Below are 18,787 nucleotides of genomic sequence, written 5' to 3'. Positions count from 1 at the left end.
TCACCGCCAGCCCAGCTAGACCGCCTGATTGAGCGGCAGAGGCCTGGTCATCGCCCGACGGCCATGGCGGCTGGCTGCTTCGGGGGGCTTGCCTTGGGCAGGGCTGCAGCTTAGGTTGATGACATTGGCTGTTCCCCAACCCTGGAAAACCTATCCTCTTTAACACGTCAAAGTCGATTGATAGGCTTGCTGCAACAGCTATCTGCCCGGTTGAAGTCGAAGATCGATGTATCTGTAGGGTTTGGAAATAAATGCGGGCGCCCACCGCACTCACGGCTCAGTTACCATTCTTTGTGCATCGCGGCCGCGCGGCTAGTTGGTAGCTGTTCTAAGCCTAGTCAGTGCCGCCCTTCGCCCCAAGCCCCATAGTCAGATTTGAGAAATGACAGTAGGCGATGCCGCAACGCGCTTCATCGACCTATGTAAAACGACTCCTTTATCGAAATAGTGCACTCATCGCTCTCCACGGCGATCCCTTCATCGCGAATTGCACCGCCCAAGACGATCTGCACTGAAATCAATACTTTCTGATGCCTCTTGATTAGAGATGCCAGCCATAATAATCTCATCGCCAACGCATACGGCGTTCGGCAGCCAACACACTCTCACTCACTACTGGAAGCTCAGACATGAAAACCATAGGCATTGAAAACTCGAAGTCCAGCGTACAGGCCCACTTAACGCTTGGAACCAAAACTATGGGGCTAGGTATCTATGGCGCGTACTTGGCTCTCGCTATTATTTACTTCTGGTTCGGCGGCATGAAATTTACCCACTACGAGGCCGAGGGCCTGGTTCCACTGGTGAGCAACAGCCCGCTTTTGGGATGGGTGTATAGCATTTTTTCGGTCGACATGTTCTCCAGCCTGCTCGGCATACTAGAGATTTCGATCGGCACTCTGATCGCAGGCCGCATGCTGTCGCCCAAACTATCCGTGGTAGGAGGCGCTCTGTCTGCAGGCCTGTTCTTCACAACCCTTAGCTTTATGTTTTCCACTCCGGGCGTCATTGAGCCTAGTTTAGGGTTTCCGGCGATTTCCGTTGCGCCAGGTCAGTTTCTGCTTAAAGACTTAGGGTTGCTTGCTGTTTCGATATTTGTGGCAGGCCATTCGCTGGTTGAACTGGAAAAACGTAAAATTAATGCATAATTTTTTCAATGGCTTAAGGCAGTAATGCCTTAGGCCTTTTTGCCATCATTTTCCCCCGCCAGATCTTTCAACCAGTCACGAGGGCTCAACCCCGTCTTGCGTCTAAATGCGCGAGACAGCGCCGAAGGACTTTCGTAGCCGACTTGAGCTGCAATCAGCGTAATCGAGCGCCCTTCTCGCATCAGCTTCTGAGCCAGGCTAACTCGCCAACTCAACAAATAATCAGCAGGCGTCTGTCCGATGACACTCTTGAAATGCACGGCATACGCAGCGCGTGACATATTTGACTCACTGGCCAGCTCTGCTATTGACCAGGCATGTTCCGGGGAGTTGTGCATCTGTAAAAGCGATCGGGCAAGCCGCATGTCGGCCAGTCCAGCCATCATTCCGGTGCGCAACTGGTGATGATCGAGCAGGTAACGGAGCAACAGAATGATTAGGAGCTCAAATAAGCGCTCAAGCGCGGCTTCCCTTCCACAATGCACATTTGCCGCCTCGGCAAACATCCACTCCAACGTGTCTGCCAGCATGGGCAGATCATCGAGTGCGAGCACCAAACAGTCCGGTAATGAAGCCGACAAAGGATTATCAATTCCGCCCTCAAACTCCATGGAAGCACACAACAACTTTGCGCCATCGGACTCACCCGCAAACAATTGATGCTTGGCGGGGCGTGGCATAAAAATCAAGCTAGGGCGAGTGAGCTGCAAATCCTTGCGATCGGGACCAAGCAACGTCACGCTGCCGGCCTGAAGCAGATGGATATAACCTCGCCGCTCGGCGCCATCGTAAGATGCAGAGCCGCATAGGTCGCCGTCATAGAACAGATTGGCCCGCACGCCGAACCGCGAGAGCAAATTAGACAAACGATCCATTGGCCGATCCTTGACGAGTCAGAACGCACAGACCATACCATCTGCGTTGTCGTTCAGTGCCTGTAGCGAACATGCCGGCGTAAATCAGCCAACGGATAAAGTGATCACTGAGCAGCTCAGCCTCCCTTTCCAGTTCGGCTGTTAAAAAAACAACACCGTTGTTTGAAAGCACCAGCAAATCAAGTGCTCACTCTTCTATTTTACAGTACCTGGCAACAGCACTTTGCGGTGCAGTCGATCAGATATCCGGAAGGTTGATCGTAAGCTTCAGCCTAGCGCTCTTCGAATTTAATGTCGTCGAGCTTCGGCCCAACCATTCCCCCGACCTACTCTTCCCTCCCCTAGAGACCCTAGCAGTCACTTGAATCGCGGCTGTCTGCGATAAGGTGTTGCTGGTAACAAAATCAGCAATCCGCCCTGGGTCAAATTTCAATCGGCAGGGTGGGTCAATTTTCCATCAGCGCCAACACGTACCTATCAGGGTCGAGCCAAGGCCCAAGGAATCGAGCTTGTTAGCGTGCAGATCTATCGCCCCCGAGTGATAGACGTGAACGCGCCGTTGACTGAGATCGAAGGATAACGACTCGATACCTTCCAGTCCCTCCAAAGCCAAGCGAATCATGCGTTCTTCAGAGGGACAATCCATCTTGGGTACAGAAAACTCACTGACCCACGCAGCCCCATTGCTTCGGGTGGACACCTCATTCGACGGTGCAACGCTATTCGCACAACCACAAGCTTTGTCACCACTCATCCCGTTCACCTCCTAACAAGTAGGCAGCCTAAATACACCCTGTAGCAGGTACAGGGTCAACCATTGATCCCAGTCAGGCTATGCCAAAAATTGAGGTCTATATTGGAAAGTAGTGATTCACCCTCGATCAATCACCCGCTGCAAGGAGTAGAAGATGAAAGCATCCCAACTCGCCGCCGTCGCTTTGGCGGCAGCGCTTTTCCCCGCATTAGCCTCCGCGCAGCAGGACTCAACCGCTGCTAAATCGGCCCAACAGCAACCGATAAGCGTTGAGCAATTCGACCAAGAGATGGCGAAGGCACAAGAAAATCTCAAGAAAATGCAGGAGCAAATGAGCCAAATCCAGAAAGCTAGCGACCCTGCACAGCGTCAGAAACTGATGCAAGAGCACCAAACCATGATGCAGCAAGGAATGCACATGATGAACGGAATGCGTGGCGGCGGAATGATGGGGTGCTGCGGAGGGGGCATGATGGGTGGCCATATGATGGGTAACGGTCAGATGATGGGAGGTGGCCACATGATGGGTGACGGTCAGATGATGGGAGGTGGTCACATGATGGGCTGGGATCAAATGGGCAGCCACTACTCCCAGATGACGCCTGAGCAGATGAAGCAGCATCAATACATGATGGAGGGGAGCCCGCAGAATTCGGAAAAAATCGTACGCTAAGGTTTTCCGGGCATCCGTAGGGGCCGAAACTTCCCGTCTTCCAGTCTGCGGCTCTGCCGCCAGACGTAATCGCCGGTTAGGTTGATGTGCTCCCAGCCCAGCGGCGACAGGAATTGCAGCAGCTCGCCGTCCACCGGCTTGCCGGCCTCGACCAACCCCTGGATGGCGCGCTCCAGGTACACCGTGTTCCACAGCACGATAGCCGCCGTCACCAGGTTGAGGCCGCTGGCCCGGTAGCGCTGCTGCTCGAAGCTCCGATCCCTGATTTCCCCAAGGCGGTTGAAGAACACCGCCCTGGCCAGCGAGTTGCGCGCCTCACCTTTGTTCAGGCCGGCATGCACGCGGCGGCGCAGTTCAACACTTTGCAGCCAGTCCAGGATGAACAGCGTGCGTTCGATCCGGCCCAGTTCGCGCAGGGCGACAGCCAGGCCGTTCTGACGCGGATAGCTGCCGAGCTTGCGCAGCATCAGCGAGGCGGTAACGGTGCCCTGTTTGATCGAGCTGGCCAGGCGCAGGATGTCGTCCCAATGAGCGCGCACGTGCTTGATGTTCAGGGTGCCACCGATCAGCGGGCGCAGCGTCGGGTAGGCCTGCACGCCCTACGGCACGTACAGTTTGGTTTCGCCGAGGTCGCGGATGCGTGGCGCGAAGCGGAAGCCCAGCAGGTGCATCAGGGCGAAGACGTGATCGGTGAAACCGGCCGTGTCGGTGTAGTGCTCCTCGATCCGCAGGTCGGACTCGTGATACAGCAGGCCGTCGAGCACATAGGTGGAATCTCGGACGCCGACATTCACCACGCGTGTGCTGAACGGCGCGTATTGGTCGGAGATGTGGGTGTAGAACAGCCGTCCTGGCTCGCTGCCGTACTTCGGGTTGACGTGCCCGGTGCTCTCTCCCCGGCCGCCAGCGCGGAAGCGCTGGCCATCGGAGGATGAGGTGGTGCCGTCGCCCCAATGGGCAGCGAAGGCATGGCGGTACTGGTGATTGACCAGCTCGGCCAAGGCCGCCGAATAGGTTTCATCGCGGATATGCCAGGCTTGTAGCCAGGACAGCTTGGCGTAGGTCAGGCCGGGGCTCGACTCGGCCATCTTGGTCAGTCCGAGGTTGATTGCATCACCGAGGATCGCGGACAGCAGCAACGTCCGGTCTTTGGCCTCGGCCCCGTCCTTCAAGTGGGTGAAGTGGCGGCTGAAGCCCGTCCAATCGTCCACGTCCATCAGCAGTTCGGTGATCTTGATGCGCGGCAGTAACTGACTGGTCTGGTCGATCAGCGCCTGCGCCCGATCCGGCACCGCCGCATCCAGCGGGGTGATTTTCAGGCCGGACTCGGTGAGGATGGCATCGGGCAGCTCGTTGTCCTTGGCCAGGCGGGCGACAGTGGCCAACTGCTCGTCCAGCAGCTGCAAGCGCTCTTCCAGGTACTGGTCGCTGTTCGGGTTGATCGCCAGCGGCAGGGCCTGTTCCCGCTTGAGCGCGGCGAACTTCTCGGCCGGCAACAGGTAGTCGTCGAAGTCGCGGAACTGCCGCGAGCCCTTGACCCAGATGTCGCCGGAGCGCAGGGCGTTCTTCAGCTCGGACAGCGCGCAGATTTCGTAGAAGCGCCGGTCGAGGCCTTCCGGGGTGATCACCAGCGGCTTCCAGCGCGGCTTGATGAAGGCGGTGGGGGCATCGGCCGGCACCTTGCGCAGGTTGTCGGCGTTCATCTCGCGCAGGGTCTGCACGGCTGCCAGCACGCCTTGTGCGGCCGGGGCGGCGCGCAGCTCCAGTACCTCCAGCAGGGCCGGCGTGTAGCGGCGCAGGGTGGCGAAGTTCTCGCCGACCAGGTGCAGGTGGTCGAAGCCCTCCGGCCGGGCCAGCAGCTCGGCCTCACTGACGCTCTCGGTGAACTCGTCCCAGGGAATCACCGCCTCGATGGCGGCGTAGGGATCGCTGCCGCTTTCCTTTGCCTCCAGCAGCGCCTGGCCGATCTTGGAGTACAGGCGCACTTTGTCATTGATCGCCTTGCCCTGCTTCTGGAACTGCTGCTGATGCTTGTGTTTCGCGCCGCTGAACAGCTTGACCAGGATGCGGTCGTGCAGATCCACCAGCTCATCAATCACGGTTGCAGTGCTCTCCAGTACCACGGCGGCCAGGGTCGCATAACGTCGCTGCGGCTCGAACTTGCCAAGGTCTTTGGGCGTCATCTGCCCACCCTCGCGGGCCAGCTTGAGCAGGCGGTTCTGGTGGATGTGCCGGCCAAGGCCTTCGGGCAAGTCCACCAGCTGAAATGTCTTCAGCCGCTCGATGTGTTCCAGCATGTGCCGAGAGTTGGGTTTCAGCGGTGCCTGGCGCAGCCAGGTCAACCAGGTGATGCTGCTGCCGGCCTTGAGCTTCAACAGCTCGTCCAGCTTGGCCCGATGCGAGTCCGTGAGTGGTTCGACCAGGGCGCGGTAGACCCGCCGATTGGCTCGCGCAATGGCTTCCGAGCAAGCCCGGTCGATCACGCTCAACGCCGGCAGGATGCGTCGCTTCTGCCGCAGGCTCTCCAGCGCCTGGCCGGCCAGCAGCAAGCCCTTGTCGGTCTGCTGGGCCAGTTCGGTCAGCTCGCGCACCAGGGCGCGGAAGTCGGACAGGCCGAACGGGGCCAGTTGAAGGTAGGTGCGCAGTTCCTGAGCGTGCTCGCGACGGGTCACATCGCGCTCGCCGTACTTCGTCCAACTCGCCGGATCGGTCTGGACTTGCTTGGCCACCCACAGGATGACCGGTTCGGGCAGCTCGCTGTCAGTGCCCAACGCATAGCCGGGGTAGCGCAGCAGGCAGAGTTGCACCGCAAAGCCCAGACGGTTGGCGTCGCCGCGCCGCTGGCGGATCAGTGACAGGTCGGAATCGTTGAAGGTGTAGTAGCGGATCAGGTCATCCTTGCTTTCCGGCAGCGCGAGCAGGGTGTCCCGCTCCGTGGCCGAGAGGATCAAGCGACGCGGCATGTGTCAGTCGTCCGTGCGGAGGTACTGGTAGAGAGTTTCGCGGCTGATGTTGAACTCGCGGGCGAGCTGCGCCTTGGGCTCACCTGCCGCCGCCCGCTGCCGCAGGGTAACAGTCTGCTCGTCGGACAGGGCCTTCTTGCGGCCCCGGTACGCGCCGCGCTGCTTGGCCAGGGCGATACCCTCGCGCTGCCGCTCACGGATCAGAGCGCGCTCGAACTCAGCGAAGGCCCCCATTACCGACAGCATCAGGTTGGCCATCGGCGAGTCCTCGCCGGTGAATACCAGCCCCTCCTTCAAGAACTCGATTCGCACGCCGCGCTGGGTCAGCTTCTGCACCAGGCGGCGCAGGTCGTCGAGGTTGCGGGCCAGGCGATCCATGCTGTGCACCACCACCGTGTCGCCCTCGCGGACGAAGCTCAGCAGCGCTTCGAGCTGGGGGCGCTGGGTGTCCTTGCCGGATGCCTTGTCGGTGAACACCTTGCTCACCTGGGTCTGTTCCAGTTGGCGTTCCGGGTTCTGGTCGAAGCTGCTGACCCGGACGTAGCCGATGCGGTGCCCCTGCACGATGTCTCCTTGGTTGAAGGCGGCTTAAGTGCACTTTCTGTTCCGTTGCGCCTCAAACCCCGTTTCTGTCAGGCTGAAATCTATAACCTTCGCGGGCATGTGTCAAAAAATTGGAAAGCAGACTCTATTCTGACGAAGCGGCGCGGCCCTGCCTGACATCAAGTTAGGGTATACCCTAACTTGGCGTCAGACCATCCGGCGCTAAATCGTCAGAATAGAGTTGCCTTCCGAATTGATTGACATACGCCGTCAAGGGTCATAGATTTCTTCCTGACACATTTCCCTCAGGAGGATACCTTGCACGGTCAGCGCATCGGTTACGTCCGCGTCAGCAGCTTCGACCAGAACCCAGAACGGCAGCTCGAACAGATCCAGGTGGATAAAGTGTTCACCGACAAGGCGTCGGGCAAGGACACACGGCGGCCCGAACTGGAACGGCTGCTCGCCTTCGTGCGCGAAGGCGACACGGTCGTGGTGCACAGCATGGATCGTCTGGCGCGCAACCTCGACGACCTGCGCCGCCTGGTGCAGGGCCTCACCCAGCGCGGCGTACGCATCGAGTTCCTTAAGGAGCATTTGACCTTCACCGGCGAGGACTCGCCGATGGCGAACCTGATGCTGTCGGTAATGGGCGCGTTCGCCGAGTTCGAACGCGCCTTGATCCGCGAGCGGCAGCGCGAGGGCATCGCGCTCGCCAAGCAGCGCGGGGCCTACCGTGGCAGGAAGAAATCCCTGTCGTCTGAGCGTATTGCCGAACTGCGCCAACGTGTCGAGGCTGGCGAGCAAAAGACCAAGCTGGCTCGTGAATTCGGAATCAGTCGCGAAACCCTGTATCAATACTTGAGAACGGATCAGTAAATATGCCACGTCGTTCAATCCTGTCCGCCGCCGAGCGCGAAAGCCTGCTGGCGTTGCCGGACACCAAGGATGAGTTGATCCGTCACTACACGTTCAGCGAAACCGACCTCTCCATCATCCGGCAGCGGCGCGGCCCGGCCAACCGGCTGGGCTTCGCCGTGCAGCTCTGTTACCTGCGCTTTCCTGGTGTCATCCTGGGCGTCGATGAGCCGCCGTTTCCGCCCTTGTTGAAACTGGTCGCCGACCAGCTCAAGGTCAGCGTCGAAAGCTGGGACGAATACGGGCAGCGGGAGCAGACCCGGCGCGAGCACCTGGTCGAACTGCAAACGGTGTTCGGCTTCCAGCCCTTTACCATGGGCCACTACCGGCAGGCCGTCCAGTTGCTGACCGAGATGGCCTTGCAGACCGACAAGGGCATCGTGCTGGCCAGCACCTTGATCGAGCACCTGCGGCAGCAGTCGGTCATTCTGCCTGCCCTCAACGCCGTCGAGCGGGCGAGCGCCGAAGCAATCACCCGCGCCAACCGGCGCATCTACGATGCCTTGGCCGAACCGCTGTCGGACGCGCATCGCCGCCGCCTCGACGATCTGCTCAAGCGTCGGGACAACGGCAAAACGACCTGGCTGGCCTGGCTGCGCCAATCGCCCGTCAAACCGAATTCGCGGCACATGCTGGAACACATCGAACGCCTCAAAGCGTGGCAGGCGCTCGACCTGCCTTCTGGCATCGAGCGGTCGGTGCACCAGAACCGCCTGCTCAAGATCGCCCGTGAGGGTGGCCAGATGACGCCCGCCGACCTGGCCAAGTTCGAGGCGCAGCGACGCTATGCCACCCTGGTGGCGCTTGCCATCGAGGGCATGGCCACCGTCACCGACGAAATCATCGACCTGCACGACCGCATCCTGGGCAAGCTGTTCAACGCCGCCAAGAACAAGCATCAGCAGCAATTCCAGGCGTCCGGCAAGGCGATCAACGCCAAGGTGCGGTTGTTCGGCCGCATCGGCCAGGCGCTGATCGAGGCCAAGCAGGCGGGCCGCGATCCGTTCGCCGCCATCGAGGCCGTCATGTCCTGGGATGCCTTCGCCGAGAGCGTCACCGAAGCGCAGAAGCTTGCGCAGCCCGAGGACTTCGATTTCCTGCACCGCATCGGCGAAAGCTACGCCACGCTGCGCCGCTACGCGCCGGAATTCCTTGCCGTGCTCAAGCTGCGGGCCGCTCCCGCCGCGAAGGACGTGCTCGACGCCATCGAGGTGCTGCGCGGCATGAACAGCGACAACGCCCGCAAGGTGCCCGCCGACGCGCCGACCGAGTTCATCAAGCCGCGCTGGCAGAAGCTGGTCATGACCGACACCGGCATCGACCGGCGCTACTACGAACTGTGCGCGCTGTCGGAGATGAAGAACGCGTTGCGTTCCGGCGACATCTGGGTGCAGGGGTCGCGCCAGTTCAAGGACTTCGAGGACTACCTGGTGCCGCCCGCGAAATTCGCCAGCCTCAAGCAGGCCAGCGAATTGCCGCTGGCCGTGGCCACCGACTGCAACCGGTACCTGAACGACCGGCTGACGCTGCTGGAAACACAGCTTGCCACCGTCAACCGTATGGCGACGGCCAACGAGCTGCCGGACGCCATCATCACCGAGTCAGGCTTGAAGATCACGCCGCTCGACGCGGCGGTACCCGACACCGCCCAAGCGCTGATCGACCAGACGGCAATGATCCTGCCGCACGTCAAGATCACCGAACTGCTGCTGGAGGTGGACGAATGGACGGGCTTCACTCGGCATTTCGCGCATCTGAAATCGGGCGACCCGGCCAAAGACAAGAACCTGTTGCTGACCACGATCCTCGCCGACGCGATCAACCTGGGCCTGACCAAGATGGCGGAGTCTTGCCCCGGCACGACCTACGCCAAGCTGGCTTGGCTGCAAGCCTGGCACATCCGCGACGAAACCTACGGGGCGGCGCTGGCCGATCTGGTCAACGCACAGTTCCGCCATCCCTTCGCCGAGCACTGGGGCGACGGCACCACCTCATCGTCGGACGGCCAGAACTTCCGCACCGGCAGCAAGGCCGAGAGCACCGGCCACATCAACCCGAAATACGGGAGCAGCCCAGGGCGGACGTTCTACACCCACATTTCTGACCAGTACGCGCCATTTCACACCAAGGTCGTGAACGTCGGCGTGCGCGATTCGACCTACGTGCTCGACGGCCTGCTGTACCACGAGTCCGACTTGCGGATCGAGGAGCATTACACCGACACGGCGGGCTTCACCGATCACGTCTTCGCCCTGATGCACCTCCTGGGCTTCCGCTTCGCGCCGCGCATCCGCGACCTGGGCGACACCAAGCTCTACATCCCGAAGGGCGACGCCGCCTATGACGCGCTGAAACCCATGATCGGCGGCACGCTCAACATCAAGCACGTCCGCGCCCATTGGGACGAAATCCTGCGGCTGGCCACCTCGATCAAGCAGGGCACGGTGACGGCCTCCCTGATGCTCCGAAAGCTCGGCAGCTACCCACGCCAGAACGGCCTGGCCGTGGCGCTCCGCGAGCTGGGCCGCATCGAGCGCACGCTGTTCATCCTGGACTGGCTGCAAAGCGTGGAACTGCGCCGCCGCGTGCATGCCGGCCTGAACAAGGGCGAGGCGCGCAATGCGCTGGCCAGGGCAGTGTTTTTCAACCGCCTGGGTGAAATCCGCGACCGCAGTTTCGAGCAGCAGCGCTACCGGGCTAGCGGCCTCAATCTGGTAACGGCTGCCGTCGTGTTGTGGAACACGGTCTATCTGGAACGGGCTGCGCACGCGCTGCGTGGCAACGGCCATGCCGTTGATGACGCGCTGTTGCAGTACCTGTCGCCGCTCGGTTGGGAGCACATCAACCTCACCGGCGATTACCTCTGGCGCAGCAGCGCCAAGATCGGCGCGGGCAAGTTCAGGCCGCTACGACCGCTGCAACCGGCTTAGCGTGCTTTATTTTCCGTTTTCTGAGGCGACCCCAAGTGGCCGGGCGCTACACCCAAACTGGCCAGCAACTGCGAATCTACTTCCCCAACCCATGCGCCGCCCTGCCCGTGCGTCAGGCCGACGGTGCAGTGGCCTGGGTCGCCTGGGGCCGCCGTAAAGAGCAACCCGGCCACCTGCCCGCCACCGGCTGGGCCCGAACCGACTCCATCACCGCCGGCAAATGGGCGCGCTACCACCCGCAGCCAGTGCACGTGCTGGTCGAACGCTTTATGGAGAAAGACGCATCAGGTGCCTCGCACTGGTTCGACCTGGAGCCAGGCCAAGCCATCGAGGCGCTGCTGATCGAGCACGGGGAAGAACGGCGGGTCTACGTGGTCACCACCACCCCGCCGCAGGGTATGCCAGCGGTGCACGACCGCTGGCCGAGCCTGGTAACGGCCTAGAGCGGGTCGCCTTCCAGCACCGCAGCGCTGGCGTCGAACTGACAGTCGTCACCGTTCGGCAGTAGCTCCAGGGTGGCGGCGCCATCCGTTAGGGAAACCACTAGGCTGCGCATCACGCATTGCGTACTGGGCATCAACGCGGTGGCACGCAGCATCTGTTCCGTCCACTCCACCACCTCGTAGCTGTACACCTGGGCTTCCAGGTCTTCGCCCTGGTCATGCTGCAGGATCGAGGCATAGGCCTCCTGGCATGTGCTGCTGCCGCGGTTGCAACGAATCTCCACCGCATTCACTCCGGGCGGCTCGTAGCCGGCCACCGTATTCCAGGCACCCCACAACATCAGGTCATCGCCTTGCTGCTCAATAGTAAGCGGCGGGCGAACAACGGCATGGGGCTGTTCCAGGGGCACGGGGTTGGCCAGCCACAGGGCCACATAACCGGCCACCAGGGCGGAAGCGAGGGAGACGGAGAGGTAGCGAAGGATCATGGGCATGGTCGAACTCCTTTCGAGGGGGCCGGCTGTCCTAGCTGGCTATCCATATTGAATGCGGCAACTGACTTTAGGCTAGGCCCAGCATTATTTCACGCAGGTAATTCAAATCGCGATCATGGCCGCCAGGCCACGCCACGGAACGGAACGGGCAGCAGGGACCGGTAATAAACGTCCGGATACACTTTTGGGTAGTGAGTTCAGTCTGAACAGAGTGCTGGTTTGAGAAAGCTACTGCGCTCCGATGTGGTTTGCCTCAGGCGTGATAACGTCACAATGATTTTTGACAGTAAAGGACTGATGTCATGACCGGCTCAAAGAAGTTGCGTAGCGCTGGGGATTTTCCGAACAAATCGGTCGTGGAGTACGCGACGGTCCGAGTCGAGATACCCCACCGTCTTATCCCGTCGAATCTTAGTAATCCCCACTATAGAGATGAGGACATCGTTGCCGGGCTCTATGCGAGCCCTACCGGTCGCCTCTCGTACAAGACGCTCTACCTGGATAGCGTCGAGCTAGCTGAGCGATTTGTAGCTTACCTCCGGCAGCTCTTTCAGAACCGACCCTATGCCAATGACTTCTCCCTCAAGATTGAAGTGATTACAACCACCCAGAAGGTCACTGCAACCAAAGGTAGGGCCAAGCATTCTGCCGCAGTAGCTGAAACGCTCCAGAAAACTCAGTTCTGACAAAGTCGCCTGAACCGGACACAGCAACGCATAGATCGTATGGAGCGCCGTCGAGCAAGGGGCAAGCTAGGTAAACGGAGGGCCGCTATTAATGAATCGCCCCGGGTTTTGTGGAGGCCGTTCCGTTTAAGTCAGGCCGCCATGGCCTGATCTGCTTGTTGCTGGTGGAAGTTTGCCTCAGCCTCCGCGGGCGGGATATATCCGATTGAGCTCAGCAAGCGTTGGTGGTTGTACCAGTGCACCCATTTCAAAGTCGCCATCTCAACAGCTTCGCGGCTCTTCCATGATTGACGGTAAATCAGCTCGGCCTTGTACAGCCCGTTGATGGTTTCGGCCAAGGCGTTGTCGTAGCTATCGCCCTTGCTGCCAACTGAGGGTTTCCGGGCGATAGGACCGGGGGGAAAGCCTGAGTGTCACAGCCTGTGCACTGGTAGCCATAGGTGTCCACTACTGCCAACAGCTTGAGGTCTTCGGCCTCAACAATTTCCTTGGTCACACAGTCACGAGCGTTATCCACGGCGACTACTTCTCCATCGAGTTGGGGGTGTTAGCCTTGTTCAACCCCCAGCATACTGTTCGAAATATAGGGAGCAAGATGATGAGCGATGAGCTTTATGTTTCCGTCGATGTCGAGACTTCGGGGCCGGTGCCAGGCATCTATAGCCTGCTTTCCATCGGCGCTTGCGTCGTCTCAGAGCCCGCTCAGTCAATCTATCTCGAGCTCCAGCCAGACGGCCTACAACACGATCCGGAGGCTGTCGCCGTAACTGGCCTTGACCTCACCAGGCTCGAAAACGAAGGGCTAGCCCCAAAGACGGCGATGCTCAAGCTGAAGCAATGGTTGAACCAGGTATGTTCGGCAGATCAGAAAGTCGTTTTCGTGGGGCTGAATGCCCCGTTTGACTGGTCGTTCATCAACTACTACTTCCAAAAATATTCTGGGACGAACCCCTTTGGGTTCACCGCACTCGACATCAAGGCGTATTACATGGGGGCTACCGGATGCCGCTGGGGGGAAACTAAATCCTCTCAAATGACCGCTCGTTTCAAACCCCAAAGCGCTCCCAACCATAACGCGTTAGACGACGCACGATTTCAGGGGGAGCTTTTCGCTCTCATGCTGGAAGAGGCACGTAACCGCTAACCGGGCCAACTGCCCCGGATGGCCTCAACATAACGCCCATCCCTAAAAGACCAAGCCTTTATGCCTTCGTGGCTGCTGGAGTTGCCCACGATGATTGCTAGCGGGTGCGGCAGCTGTTGGGTGTAGTACGCAGCGAACCTGGAAAAACTCCCGATATCAGTGGGGGAGATCATAGGAATACTTTGCGGGTGCGTATGCCAGTACCCCACCAGGCGGAGACCTGTGGCGTTAGCCTGCTCAATTTCCTTTCGACAGCGACGAGCATTCAAATCCAGCCAGGTCCTACCAGCCCGATCATCTTTATGAGGAGGAGTTGCCAAGGCCAGTACCAATCCGGCAGCGCCTGAAGGGTCAACGAATAGCTGGCCTCCACGCTCTACATCAAAGTGCTTCTGTCTGTAGCTCTCCAGCAGGCTCGCAACCTCCTGCGATACCAACAGAGAAGTGTTTAGCCCGGGCCAGGTCCATTGCCAGGCGATCGCCGTCATTTACTTCTCTCCGATATTTCCGGCCAATCGCGCTCCAGCAGGGCCTGCTGCATTCCGGCAGGTAGCTCAGGCCCGAGATAGTTACCTCCCAGCGTAACCACGTCATCAGGTCGATTGATGCTGCTGACCCAGCTCGGGCTACCGATGTTGCCATTCAACGCTCGTAATGCAGCTTGAGAAACCATCGAAGCAATGTTCACCATCCCAAGTGAGCCTCCCGGGATGAAACTCTCCCCGCAGGCGGGAAGGGCGACGACCCCTCCTTCCGGCCACTCGGTGAACTTGTGCTTAAAATCACCGTTGTCTGTGAATAGGCCTCGAGCATCAAATGCACCAGATGGCGCAAGGAGCACATGCCCCACCTGTGTATGAGGTTCACTCCAAGCCTGGAGTAAACCCCAGGAGGTGCCATTTGACTTGGCCCCCCACAGCGCCACCTCCGACTGCCAGTCTGCGGTAGTAACCACTACCAGATCCGCTTTATCAAAAACCTCGGGATTCTTGTACATCACCACTTCGGCGAAGGTGGCGAACGCCGCGACATCCGTGGTGGGCAGGTCTTTGCGAATTCTTTCCTGAAGCGCTTCGGCCTTGGGGAGACCAAGGTCATCGGCACCGAGCACATGTCTGCCAAGATTTGCCGAGACCAAGTGATCCGGGTCAATGAGTGTCAGATGACCAACCCCCGAACGCGCCAACTGTAGGGCAACGGTGCTACCCAATGAGCCTACCCCAACGCAAACGACGCGAGCTCCTTCTAGCTTCTGCGCCACGCCACTGAGGTCACGGGACAAAATCTCCGTCCTATCCAGCACATCCAGCGTCGTTGCTCGGATCAGAACTGGGGGATGATTGACTACAACTGCAGGCCGGCGCCGCGCTGATCGCAGGTAAAACCTCGATCCTCGATCCAGCCGTGGGCCGTATGCGCGAACGTTCAGGCAGTAGATTGGGGCGCTGGCATCCCCGGGTAGCTCCAAAGCGATCCAGCGGTTGGGCAGTGAGCCACGCTCATTGAACCAAGCCACCAGCTGCGTTCTGTCATTAGGAGCAAGATGCGGCAAAAGCCATGTGAGCAGTAGCTCCGGGGCGGGAAGACGCAGGTCCGGATAGCTCCGAAGCTTTGCGTAGAAACCTGGGGCCTCCGGTGCTCGCATCCTTGGAGATCGGCCAATCGTCCGCCGGTAGTGTCTTTTCAGGGATGCCAAATCCGGGGCGAGCCAGACTGTTTCCTGGCCAGATGGTAACGTTTGTCGAGGATCGCTAAGGGCATACAGCTTCGAGGCAGCTTGAGGGCGATCCAAAAGGATAAGGTTTTGTAGAGATTGCCCTTGCTGCCTAGACCAGTACGATGTGATTTCGCGACGAAATTCGGCATCCCGGGTAGCCGCACATGAACCCATGCGGGACAAATTCACGATCTTGGCTAACCGCGCCAAGCTATCCGACACCACATACTCAGGGGTGCCCATCACTGGGCGCTCCTGGAAACCATGCAGGCAGAGCCCGACTTCCATAGCGTGAGGCCATACAAGCCATGGCGAGGGCTCGACTGTAAGCCTCAACCCACCGCGGGGGAAATTCTTGGGAAAGCTGATGCGTAGCCGCCGCTCCGTGCCCGTATAGTCAACTGGCAGAGGAAAGTAGTAGCTCGCAGCTTCACCGGTCCGAGGGACCGCAGGCTGAAGCAGTGCGTGTGCGGCATCTTCGCCAAGAGCACCCCGTAGCGCGGCTATACCGCGCTGCAGAGACGTATCCGTCTGATCAACCAAGACGCCCAACTGGCTTCACATCCTCTTGAGAGCTCGCAGTCCCGCTCGCGCCGCCAAACATGGTGCCCATTAACGTGGCGTTTCGGGTGGTGCCATCAGGCCGGCCAGGCATCGTCCAGTTGGGCGGAATTTCGCTATTCACTGCCGAAATGAAGGTAGGGCCAATGCCGAAGTTTTCGTTCACTGCCTTGGCAAACGCCTCTGCGGACTCGAAGCTTTCAAGTCCCAGCGAGACCGATACGCTGGCATTCTCGTGCCACTCCTGGAATGCCCGGCGGTAGCGATGTCCATCGAGCGGTCTATTCCATTTTTCAGCGAAGTTTTCGCCGCTATCTGCCGGGTTGCAAACCTGGCATTCGTTGCCCCGGTACTTAACGTGATCCGGCATCCTTCGAACGATTTCGAGGATGGCATCTAGCGGCCTCAGCGGCGTCGACTGGGACTCTTTCGCCACATCAAGGTAGGCGTGGGTAGCGAGAGTGGTGATGACTGCCGAAATCGGACGATGATCCGTATTTTTGGTGCGGATGGCCCACTCATCCCGATGTCGCTTCAGCAGCTTGATCGTTGCCCGAAGTGGGTCTTGATCGAGATAGTCCTGATACTGCGGCAGCGGATCCTGAGTGGCGGCATCAAAAGCGCGCTGGCTTTTCGCGACAGCCATATGTTCCGCCAAGGAGATGGTTTGCGTTGACGCGACCTGCAACCATTTTGAGTACGGGATCGGGCTGCTCGCCTTCCACCCAGTCTCCCGATCCGGTACTTCAAGCTTACCTTCGCCATTGCCTTGAGAATTCCCATTGATGGCACGCGCTGGCGTGACATCGATGTGGAATCCGGGGTTTTCGTCCGCATAGACGATCCGGATGCCCCGGCGTAGTTGCTTGATTTCCTCCTGGACACGGCTGCCAGCCTTGAAGCGTTCCTCAATGGCATCCAGAACCTCTCGAGCTCCAGCATCCTGGGCATGAGGGAGCCAAATAATGGCGTCCGCGTCGATGGTGTCCAGATCCTCTGGGGCGCCAGAAACGGGCTTGATCGTTGTCTTCAGGCGCATGGAGCCTTGGACAAAAATGTGCGCCTCCGCCAGTAGTGGATTGTCGGAAGCGTTGAGGATCTTCTCAAGCTGGGAGTATCGGTCGTTGATCTTCTCGTACTGCGCTTCGGACAGTGAGATCTCCTTCGCGGCGCGGAGCAGAAAGTGCTCCCAGCTTCCGCGCTTGGTCTGTTCATTGCTCATGGACATCAACGAACCTCCTGGGCTTGGTGGCCCAACTGTAGTGTTGGCGTGAACCTGTTTTGGTTGTCTTTATCTCGATCGAAAATCAGGTAAGCGTGTTGGTGTTGCGTAGTAAGCAAGGCCCCGAACTCAATTGCCAAAGCAGCGGGAATCGCCGCAAACACATGGATTGTGTCTGCAGTCATGGCCTCAAGCCGGCTCAAGTGCGTTTGTAGAGCGTCGCGAAACGCGTGTATCACACGACGGTTCTGAACCATCGCATAGCTGGGCACTGGGATGCTCAGCTCAGCGATACGCGCACCAGGTAGTGCCTCTTCGACATCGCGAGTTGGGACTTGCGCGGAGATAGACAACACCAGAGCCAGCGGGCCTTCTCCATCCGAGGGCGGGGTGAACACAAACTCGGGAGGTTCGGCTGACTGGTCAGGCCAACGTAGTTGGTGTTCGCGGTTGAACGAGAAAAGCAGGCGCTTGGATCGATCACCTAAGGACTGCCCCAGCATGATCAGCGCTGGGATGTCTGCCACGCCCACTACGGCCAGCGCTGGAACATCACCATAGGCTCCTCCGCGGCGCTTTAGCTGCTGCTCTAATTCGTGCTGAATGTTGTCCTTAATGCTCTGCCAATAGTGGGCATCCCTGCCACGATGGCTCGGGGCCGGAAAAGTGATCTTGATGGGATGATCGAATGCAGTCAGTCCCTCTGAGGACATTGCCACCAACAGATCACGAACGGGGATGTCGTTGTTCGTTGCGAAATGCTGGCTTTGGACAATTACTGGAATCGCTCTTCCACCATCAGGAGTGGTCGCCGCCAGCCGAACTCGCTCCAGGTACGCTTGGTGCAGGCCGCTGAGATCGCTTTCTGGATATCCCTCAGCATCCCGATCAATTTTGTCATGGCAGCCAGGGCAGAGAAGCATAAGATTGGCTGGGTCGTTGGTGAGCGACGCAGCCTTGGCTTCGTCATGGTCAGATCGACCCCGTGGGCCCTTTGGGCTAGCTGGCAGGATGTGGGCTACCTCGCCCCATTTCATGGGCTTACCTGCACGGTAGTCATACATGAGGTCGGTACCGCACAGCTCACAATGGCCTGCAGCCTGAGTCCACACGACACGCTTCGTCACGTCGTCAGTGTCATAGCGGCCGGTGGCAGCATTGGCTTTTTCTTGTTTTCCCACGAGGCCTCCTAGAAACATCAGAACCACTAATGCGTACTGGCTCTTTGAGATCAGGTGAGGTCGCTAAATCGGAATTCAAGGTCGGGGAAGCGAAGCGGCTAAAATAAAATTTCGGCGCTACCAGCCGTTGGTTGCTAGCTGTTACCACACGCGTCTGATAGACATCTCCAGTATTTCGCTCGGTTCAGCAACTAGTTCTGGACAGGTGCCGTGATGACCGCGAAAGGGAGAGTGATGGCCTCGAGGTGAGTCACCCTTCTTAGATACCTAAAAGCCTCAACGGTGGTATTTGGCCGGCTCCTGACCTCCGTCATTCGCAGCCCCCGGCCAGTAGCAGACGTCCTAACCAAATGCTCTGTTGGAGAACACCGCTAGTTTTCTCTCACCAGCGCGGTGAATTGCCCTGAGGTAAATCAGCTCCAGCAGGGGCTGGGCGTTCTGTGCCAGATAGGGCCACGAAGCATGCTGGTCAAATTCGATGCAAGTGACTGGTCAGGTCGAATGCAAATGAGCGGGAAAGTCTGTCCAATTACCC

Annotated in this window: 15 protein-coding genes and 2 pseudogenes; 7 read left to right on the top strand and 10 right to left on the bottom strand. The window is 59.2% G+C overall.

The features are described 5' to 3' along the window. Positions 1 to 629 precede the first annotated feature (629 nt). Entirely contained in the window at positions 630 to 1,148 is a 519-nt protein-coding gene (locus L6D89_RS28485) for a YkgB family protein (protein ID WP_003464991.1), read from the top strand. A gap of 29 nt (positions 1,149 to 1,177) precedes the next feature. On the opposite strand, the gene L6D89_RS28480 is transcribed toward L6D89_RS28485, so the two are convergent. Both L6D89_RS28480 and L6D89_RS28475 read right to left on the bottom strand, forming a co-directional pair. Continuing rightward, entirely contained in the window at positions 1,178 to 2,023 is an 846-nt protein-coding gene (locus L6D89_RS28480) for an AraC family transcriptional regulator (protein ID WP_003464995.1), read from the bottom strand. 457 nt (positions 2,024 to 2,480) lie between these two features. Beyond that, positions 2,481 to 2,777 carry a heavy-metal-associated domain-containing protein gene (locus L6D89_RS28475; RefSeq protein ID WP_087784043.1) on the bottom strand — a complete coding sequence of 99 codons (297 nt, stop codon included), beginning with the start codon at positions 2,775 to 2,777 and terminating at the stop codon, positions 2,481 to 2,483. A 154-nt stretch (positions 2,778 to 2,931) separates the two neighbouring features. Here L6D89_RS28475 and L6D89_RS28470 point away from each other — a divergent pair, with 154 nt between their 5' ends. Then, entirely contained in the window at positions 2,932 to 3,450 is a 519-nt protein-coding gene (locus L6D89_RS28470) for a hypothetical protein (protein WP_053528307.1), read from the top strand. On the opposite strand, the pseudogene L6D89_RS28465 reads toward L6D89_RS28470, so the two are convergent. Both L6D89_RS28465 and L6D89_RS28460 read right to left on the bottom strand, forming a co-directional pair. Next, positions 3,447 to 6,413 (bottom strand): annotated as a pseudogene (locus L6D89_RS28465) (Tn3-like element TnAs1 family transposase). The gene L6D89_RS28470 and the pseudogene L6D89_RS28465 overlap by 4 nt on opposite strands. Positions 6,414 to 6,416: 3 nt before the next feature. Then, complete coding sequence (locus L6D89_RS28460; protein WP_033958617.1) at positions 6,417 to 6,977, bottom strand: recombinase family protein; 561 nt, start codon at positions 6,975 to 6,977, stop codon at positions 6,417 to 6,419. 297 nt (positions 6,978 to 7,274) lie between these two features. Here L6D89_RS28460 and L6D89_RS28455 point away from each other — a divergent pair, with 297 nt between their 5' ends. The 3 genes from L6D89_RS28455 to L6D89_RS28445 are packed head-to-tail and all read left to right on the top strand — an operon-like array spanning position 7,275 to position 11,247. Beyond that, entirely contained in the window at positions 7,275 to 7,835 is a 561-nt protein-coding gene (locus L6D89_RS28455; protein ID WP_003124096.1) for a recombinase family protein, read from the top strand. A gap of 2 nt (positions 7,836 to 7,837) precedes the next feature. After that, entirely contained in the window at positions 7,838 to 10,804 is a 2,967-nt protein-coding gene (locus L6D89_RS28450; protein WP_001138070.1) for a Tn3 family transposase, read from the top strand. A 35-nt stretch (positions 10,805 to 10,839) separates the two neighbouring features. Beyond that, entirely contained in the window at positions 10,840 to 11,247 is a 408-nt protein-coding gene (locus L6D89_RS28445; protein WP_034037813.1) for a hypothetical protein, read from the top strand. Here the strand turns inward: L6D89_RS28445 and L6D89_RS28440 are convergent. Further along, a complete protein-coding gene (locus L6D89_RS28440) occupies positions 11,244 to 11,741 on the bottom strand; it encodes a hypothetical protein (protein WP_050157837.1) in 498 nt (165 codons plus the stop codon). The genes L6D89_RS28445 and L6D89_RS28440 overlap by 4 nt on opposite strands. 302 nt (positions 11,742 to 12,043) lie before the next feature. Here L6D89_RS28440 and L6D89_RS28435 point away from each other — a divergent pair, with 302 nt between their 5' ends. Then, positions 12,044 to 12,427 (top strand): hypothetical protein, encoded by a 384-nt coding sequence (locus L6D89_RS28435; RefSeq protein WP_034037815.1) that lies wholly within the window; start codon positions 12,044 to 12,046, stop codon positions 12,425 to 12,427. A 131-nt stretch (positions 12,428 to 12,558) separates the two neighbouring features. Here the strand turns inward: L6D89_RS28435 and L6D89_RS28430 are convergent. Then, positions 12,559 to 12,807 (bottom strand): annotated as a pseudogene (locus L6D89_RS28430) (integrase core domain-containing protein); the annotation flags it as partial. 215 nt (positions 12,808 to 13,022) lie between these two features. On the opposite strand from L6D89_RS28430, the gene L6D89_RS28425 reads away from it, so the two are divergent. After that, on the top strand, positions 13,023 to 13,571 hold the full coding sequence (locus tag L6D89_RS28425) for a 3'-5' exonuclease (RefSeq protein ID WP_031314431.1): 549 nt from the start codon (positions 13,023 to 13,025) through the stop codon (positions 13,569 to 13,571). Here the strand turns inward: L6D89_RS28425 and L6D89_RS28420 are convergent. The 4 genes from L6D89_RS28420 to L6D89_RS28405 all read right to left on the bottom strand — a co-directional run bounded on the left by L6D89_RS28420 (position 13,568) and on the right by L6D89_RS28405 (position 18,252). Further along, positions 13,568 to 14,059 (bottom strand): Mov34/MPN/PAD-1 family protein, encoded by a 492-nt coding sequence (locus tag L6D89_RS28420; protein WP_023628724.1) that lies wholly within the window; start codon positions 14,057 to 14,059, stop codon positions 13,568 to 13,570. The genes L6D89_RS28425 and L6D89_RS28420 overlap by 4 nt on opposite strands. Beyond that, positions 14,056 to 15,531 (bottom strand): ThiF family adenylyltransferase, encoded by a 1,476-nt coding sequence (locus L6D89_RS28415; protein WP_200903763.1) that lies wholly within the window; start codon positions 15,529 to 15,531, stop codon positions 14,056 to 14,058. Before L6D89_RS28415 ends, L6D89_RS28420 begins: the two co-directional genes overlap by 4 nt. Positions 15,532 to 15,823: 292 nt before the next feature. After that, complete coding sequence (locus tag L6D89_RS28410) at positions 15,824 to 17,077, bottom strand: nucleotidyltransferase domain-containing protein (protein WP_011979117.1); 1,254 nt, start codon at positions 17,075 to 17,077, stop codon at positions 15,824 to 15,826. Next, complete coding sequence (locus tag L6D89_RS28405) at positions 17,077 to 18,252, bottom strand: HNH endonuclease (protein ID WP_034037831.1); 1,176 nt, start codon at positions 18,250 to 18,252, stop codon at positions 17,077 to 17,079. Before L6D89_RS28405 ends, L6D89_RS28410 begins: the two co-directional genes overlap by 1 nt. Positions 18,253 to 18,787 lie beyond the last annotated feature (535 nt).

This window comes from Pseudomonas pseudonitroreducens (assembly GCF_021603645.1).
Taxonomy (GTDB): Bacteria; Pseudomonadota; Gammaproteobacteria; order Pseudomonadales; family Pseudomonadaceae; genus Pseudomonas; species Pseudomonas pseudonitroreducens.
This window is presented reverse-complemented; position numbering and strand designations above follow the sequence as displayed.

Coding starts and splice junctions, on each gene's coding strand:
- L6D89_RS28450 (WP_001138070.1), top strand. CDS start 7,838: ATGCCACGTCGTTCAATCCTGTCCGCCGCCGAGCGCGAAAGCCTGCTG.
- L6D89_RS28440 (WP_050157837.1), bottom strand. CDS start 11,741: ATGCCCATGATCCTTCGCTACCTCTCCGTCTCCCTCGCTTCCGCCCTG.
- L6D89_RS28410 (WP_011979117.1), bottom strand. CDS start 17,077: ATGTCCATGAGCAATGAACAGACCAAGCGCGGAAGCTGGGAGCACTTT.
- L6D89_RS28420 (WP_023628724.1), bottom strand. CDS start 14,059: ATGACGGCGATCGCCTGGCAATGGACCTGGCCCGGGCTAAACACTTCT.
- L6D89_RS28415 (WP_200903763.1), bottom strand. CDS start 15,531: ATGGGCACCCCTGAGTATGTGGTGTCGGATAGCTTGGCGCGGTTAGCC.
- L6D89_RS28470 (WP_053528307.1), top strand. CDS start 2,932: ATGAAAGCATCCCAACTCGCCGCCGTCGCTTTGGCGGCAGCGCTTTTC.
- L6D89_RS28435 (WP_034037815.1), top strand. CDS start 12,044: ATGACCGGCTCAAAGAAGTTGCGTAGCGCTGGGGATTTTCCGAACAAA.
- L6D89_RS28480 (WP_003464995.1), bottom strand. CDS start 2,023: ATGGATCGTTTGTCTAATTTGCTCTCGCGGTTCGGCGTGCGGGCCAAT.
- L6D89_RS28425 (WP_031314431.1), top strand. CDS start 13,023: ATGATGAGCGATGAGCTTTATGTTTCCGTCGATGTCGAGACTTCGGGG.
- L6D89_RS28475 (WP_087784043.1), bottom strand. CDS start 2,777: ATGAGTGGTGACAAAGCTTGTGGTTGTGCGAATAGCGTTGCACCGTCG.
- L6D89_RS28485 (WP_003464991.1), top strand. CDS start 630: ATGAAAACCATAGGCATTGAAAACTCGAAGTCCAGCGTACAGGCCCAC.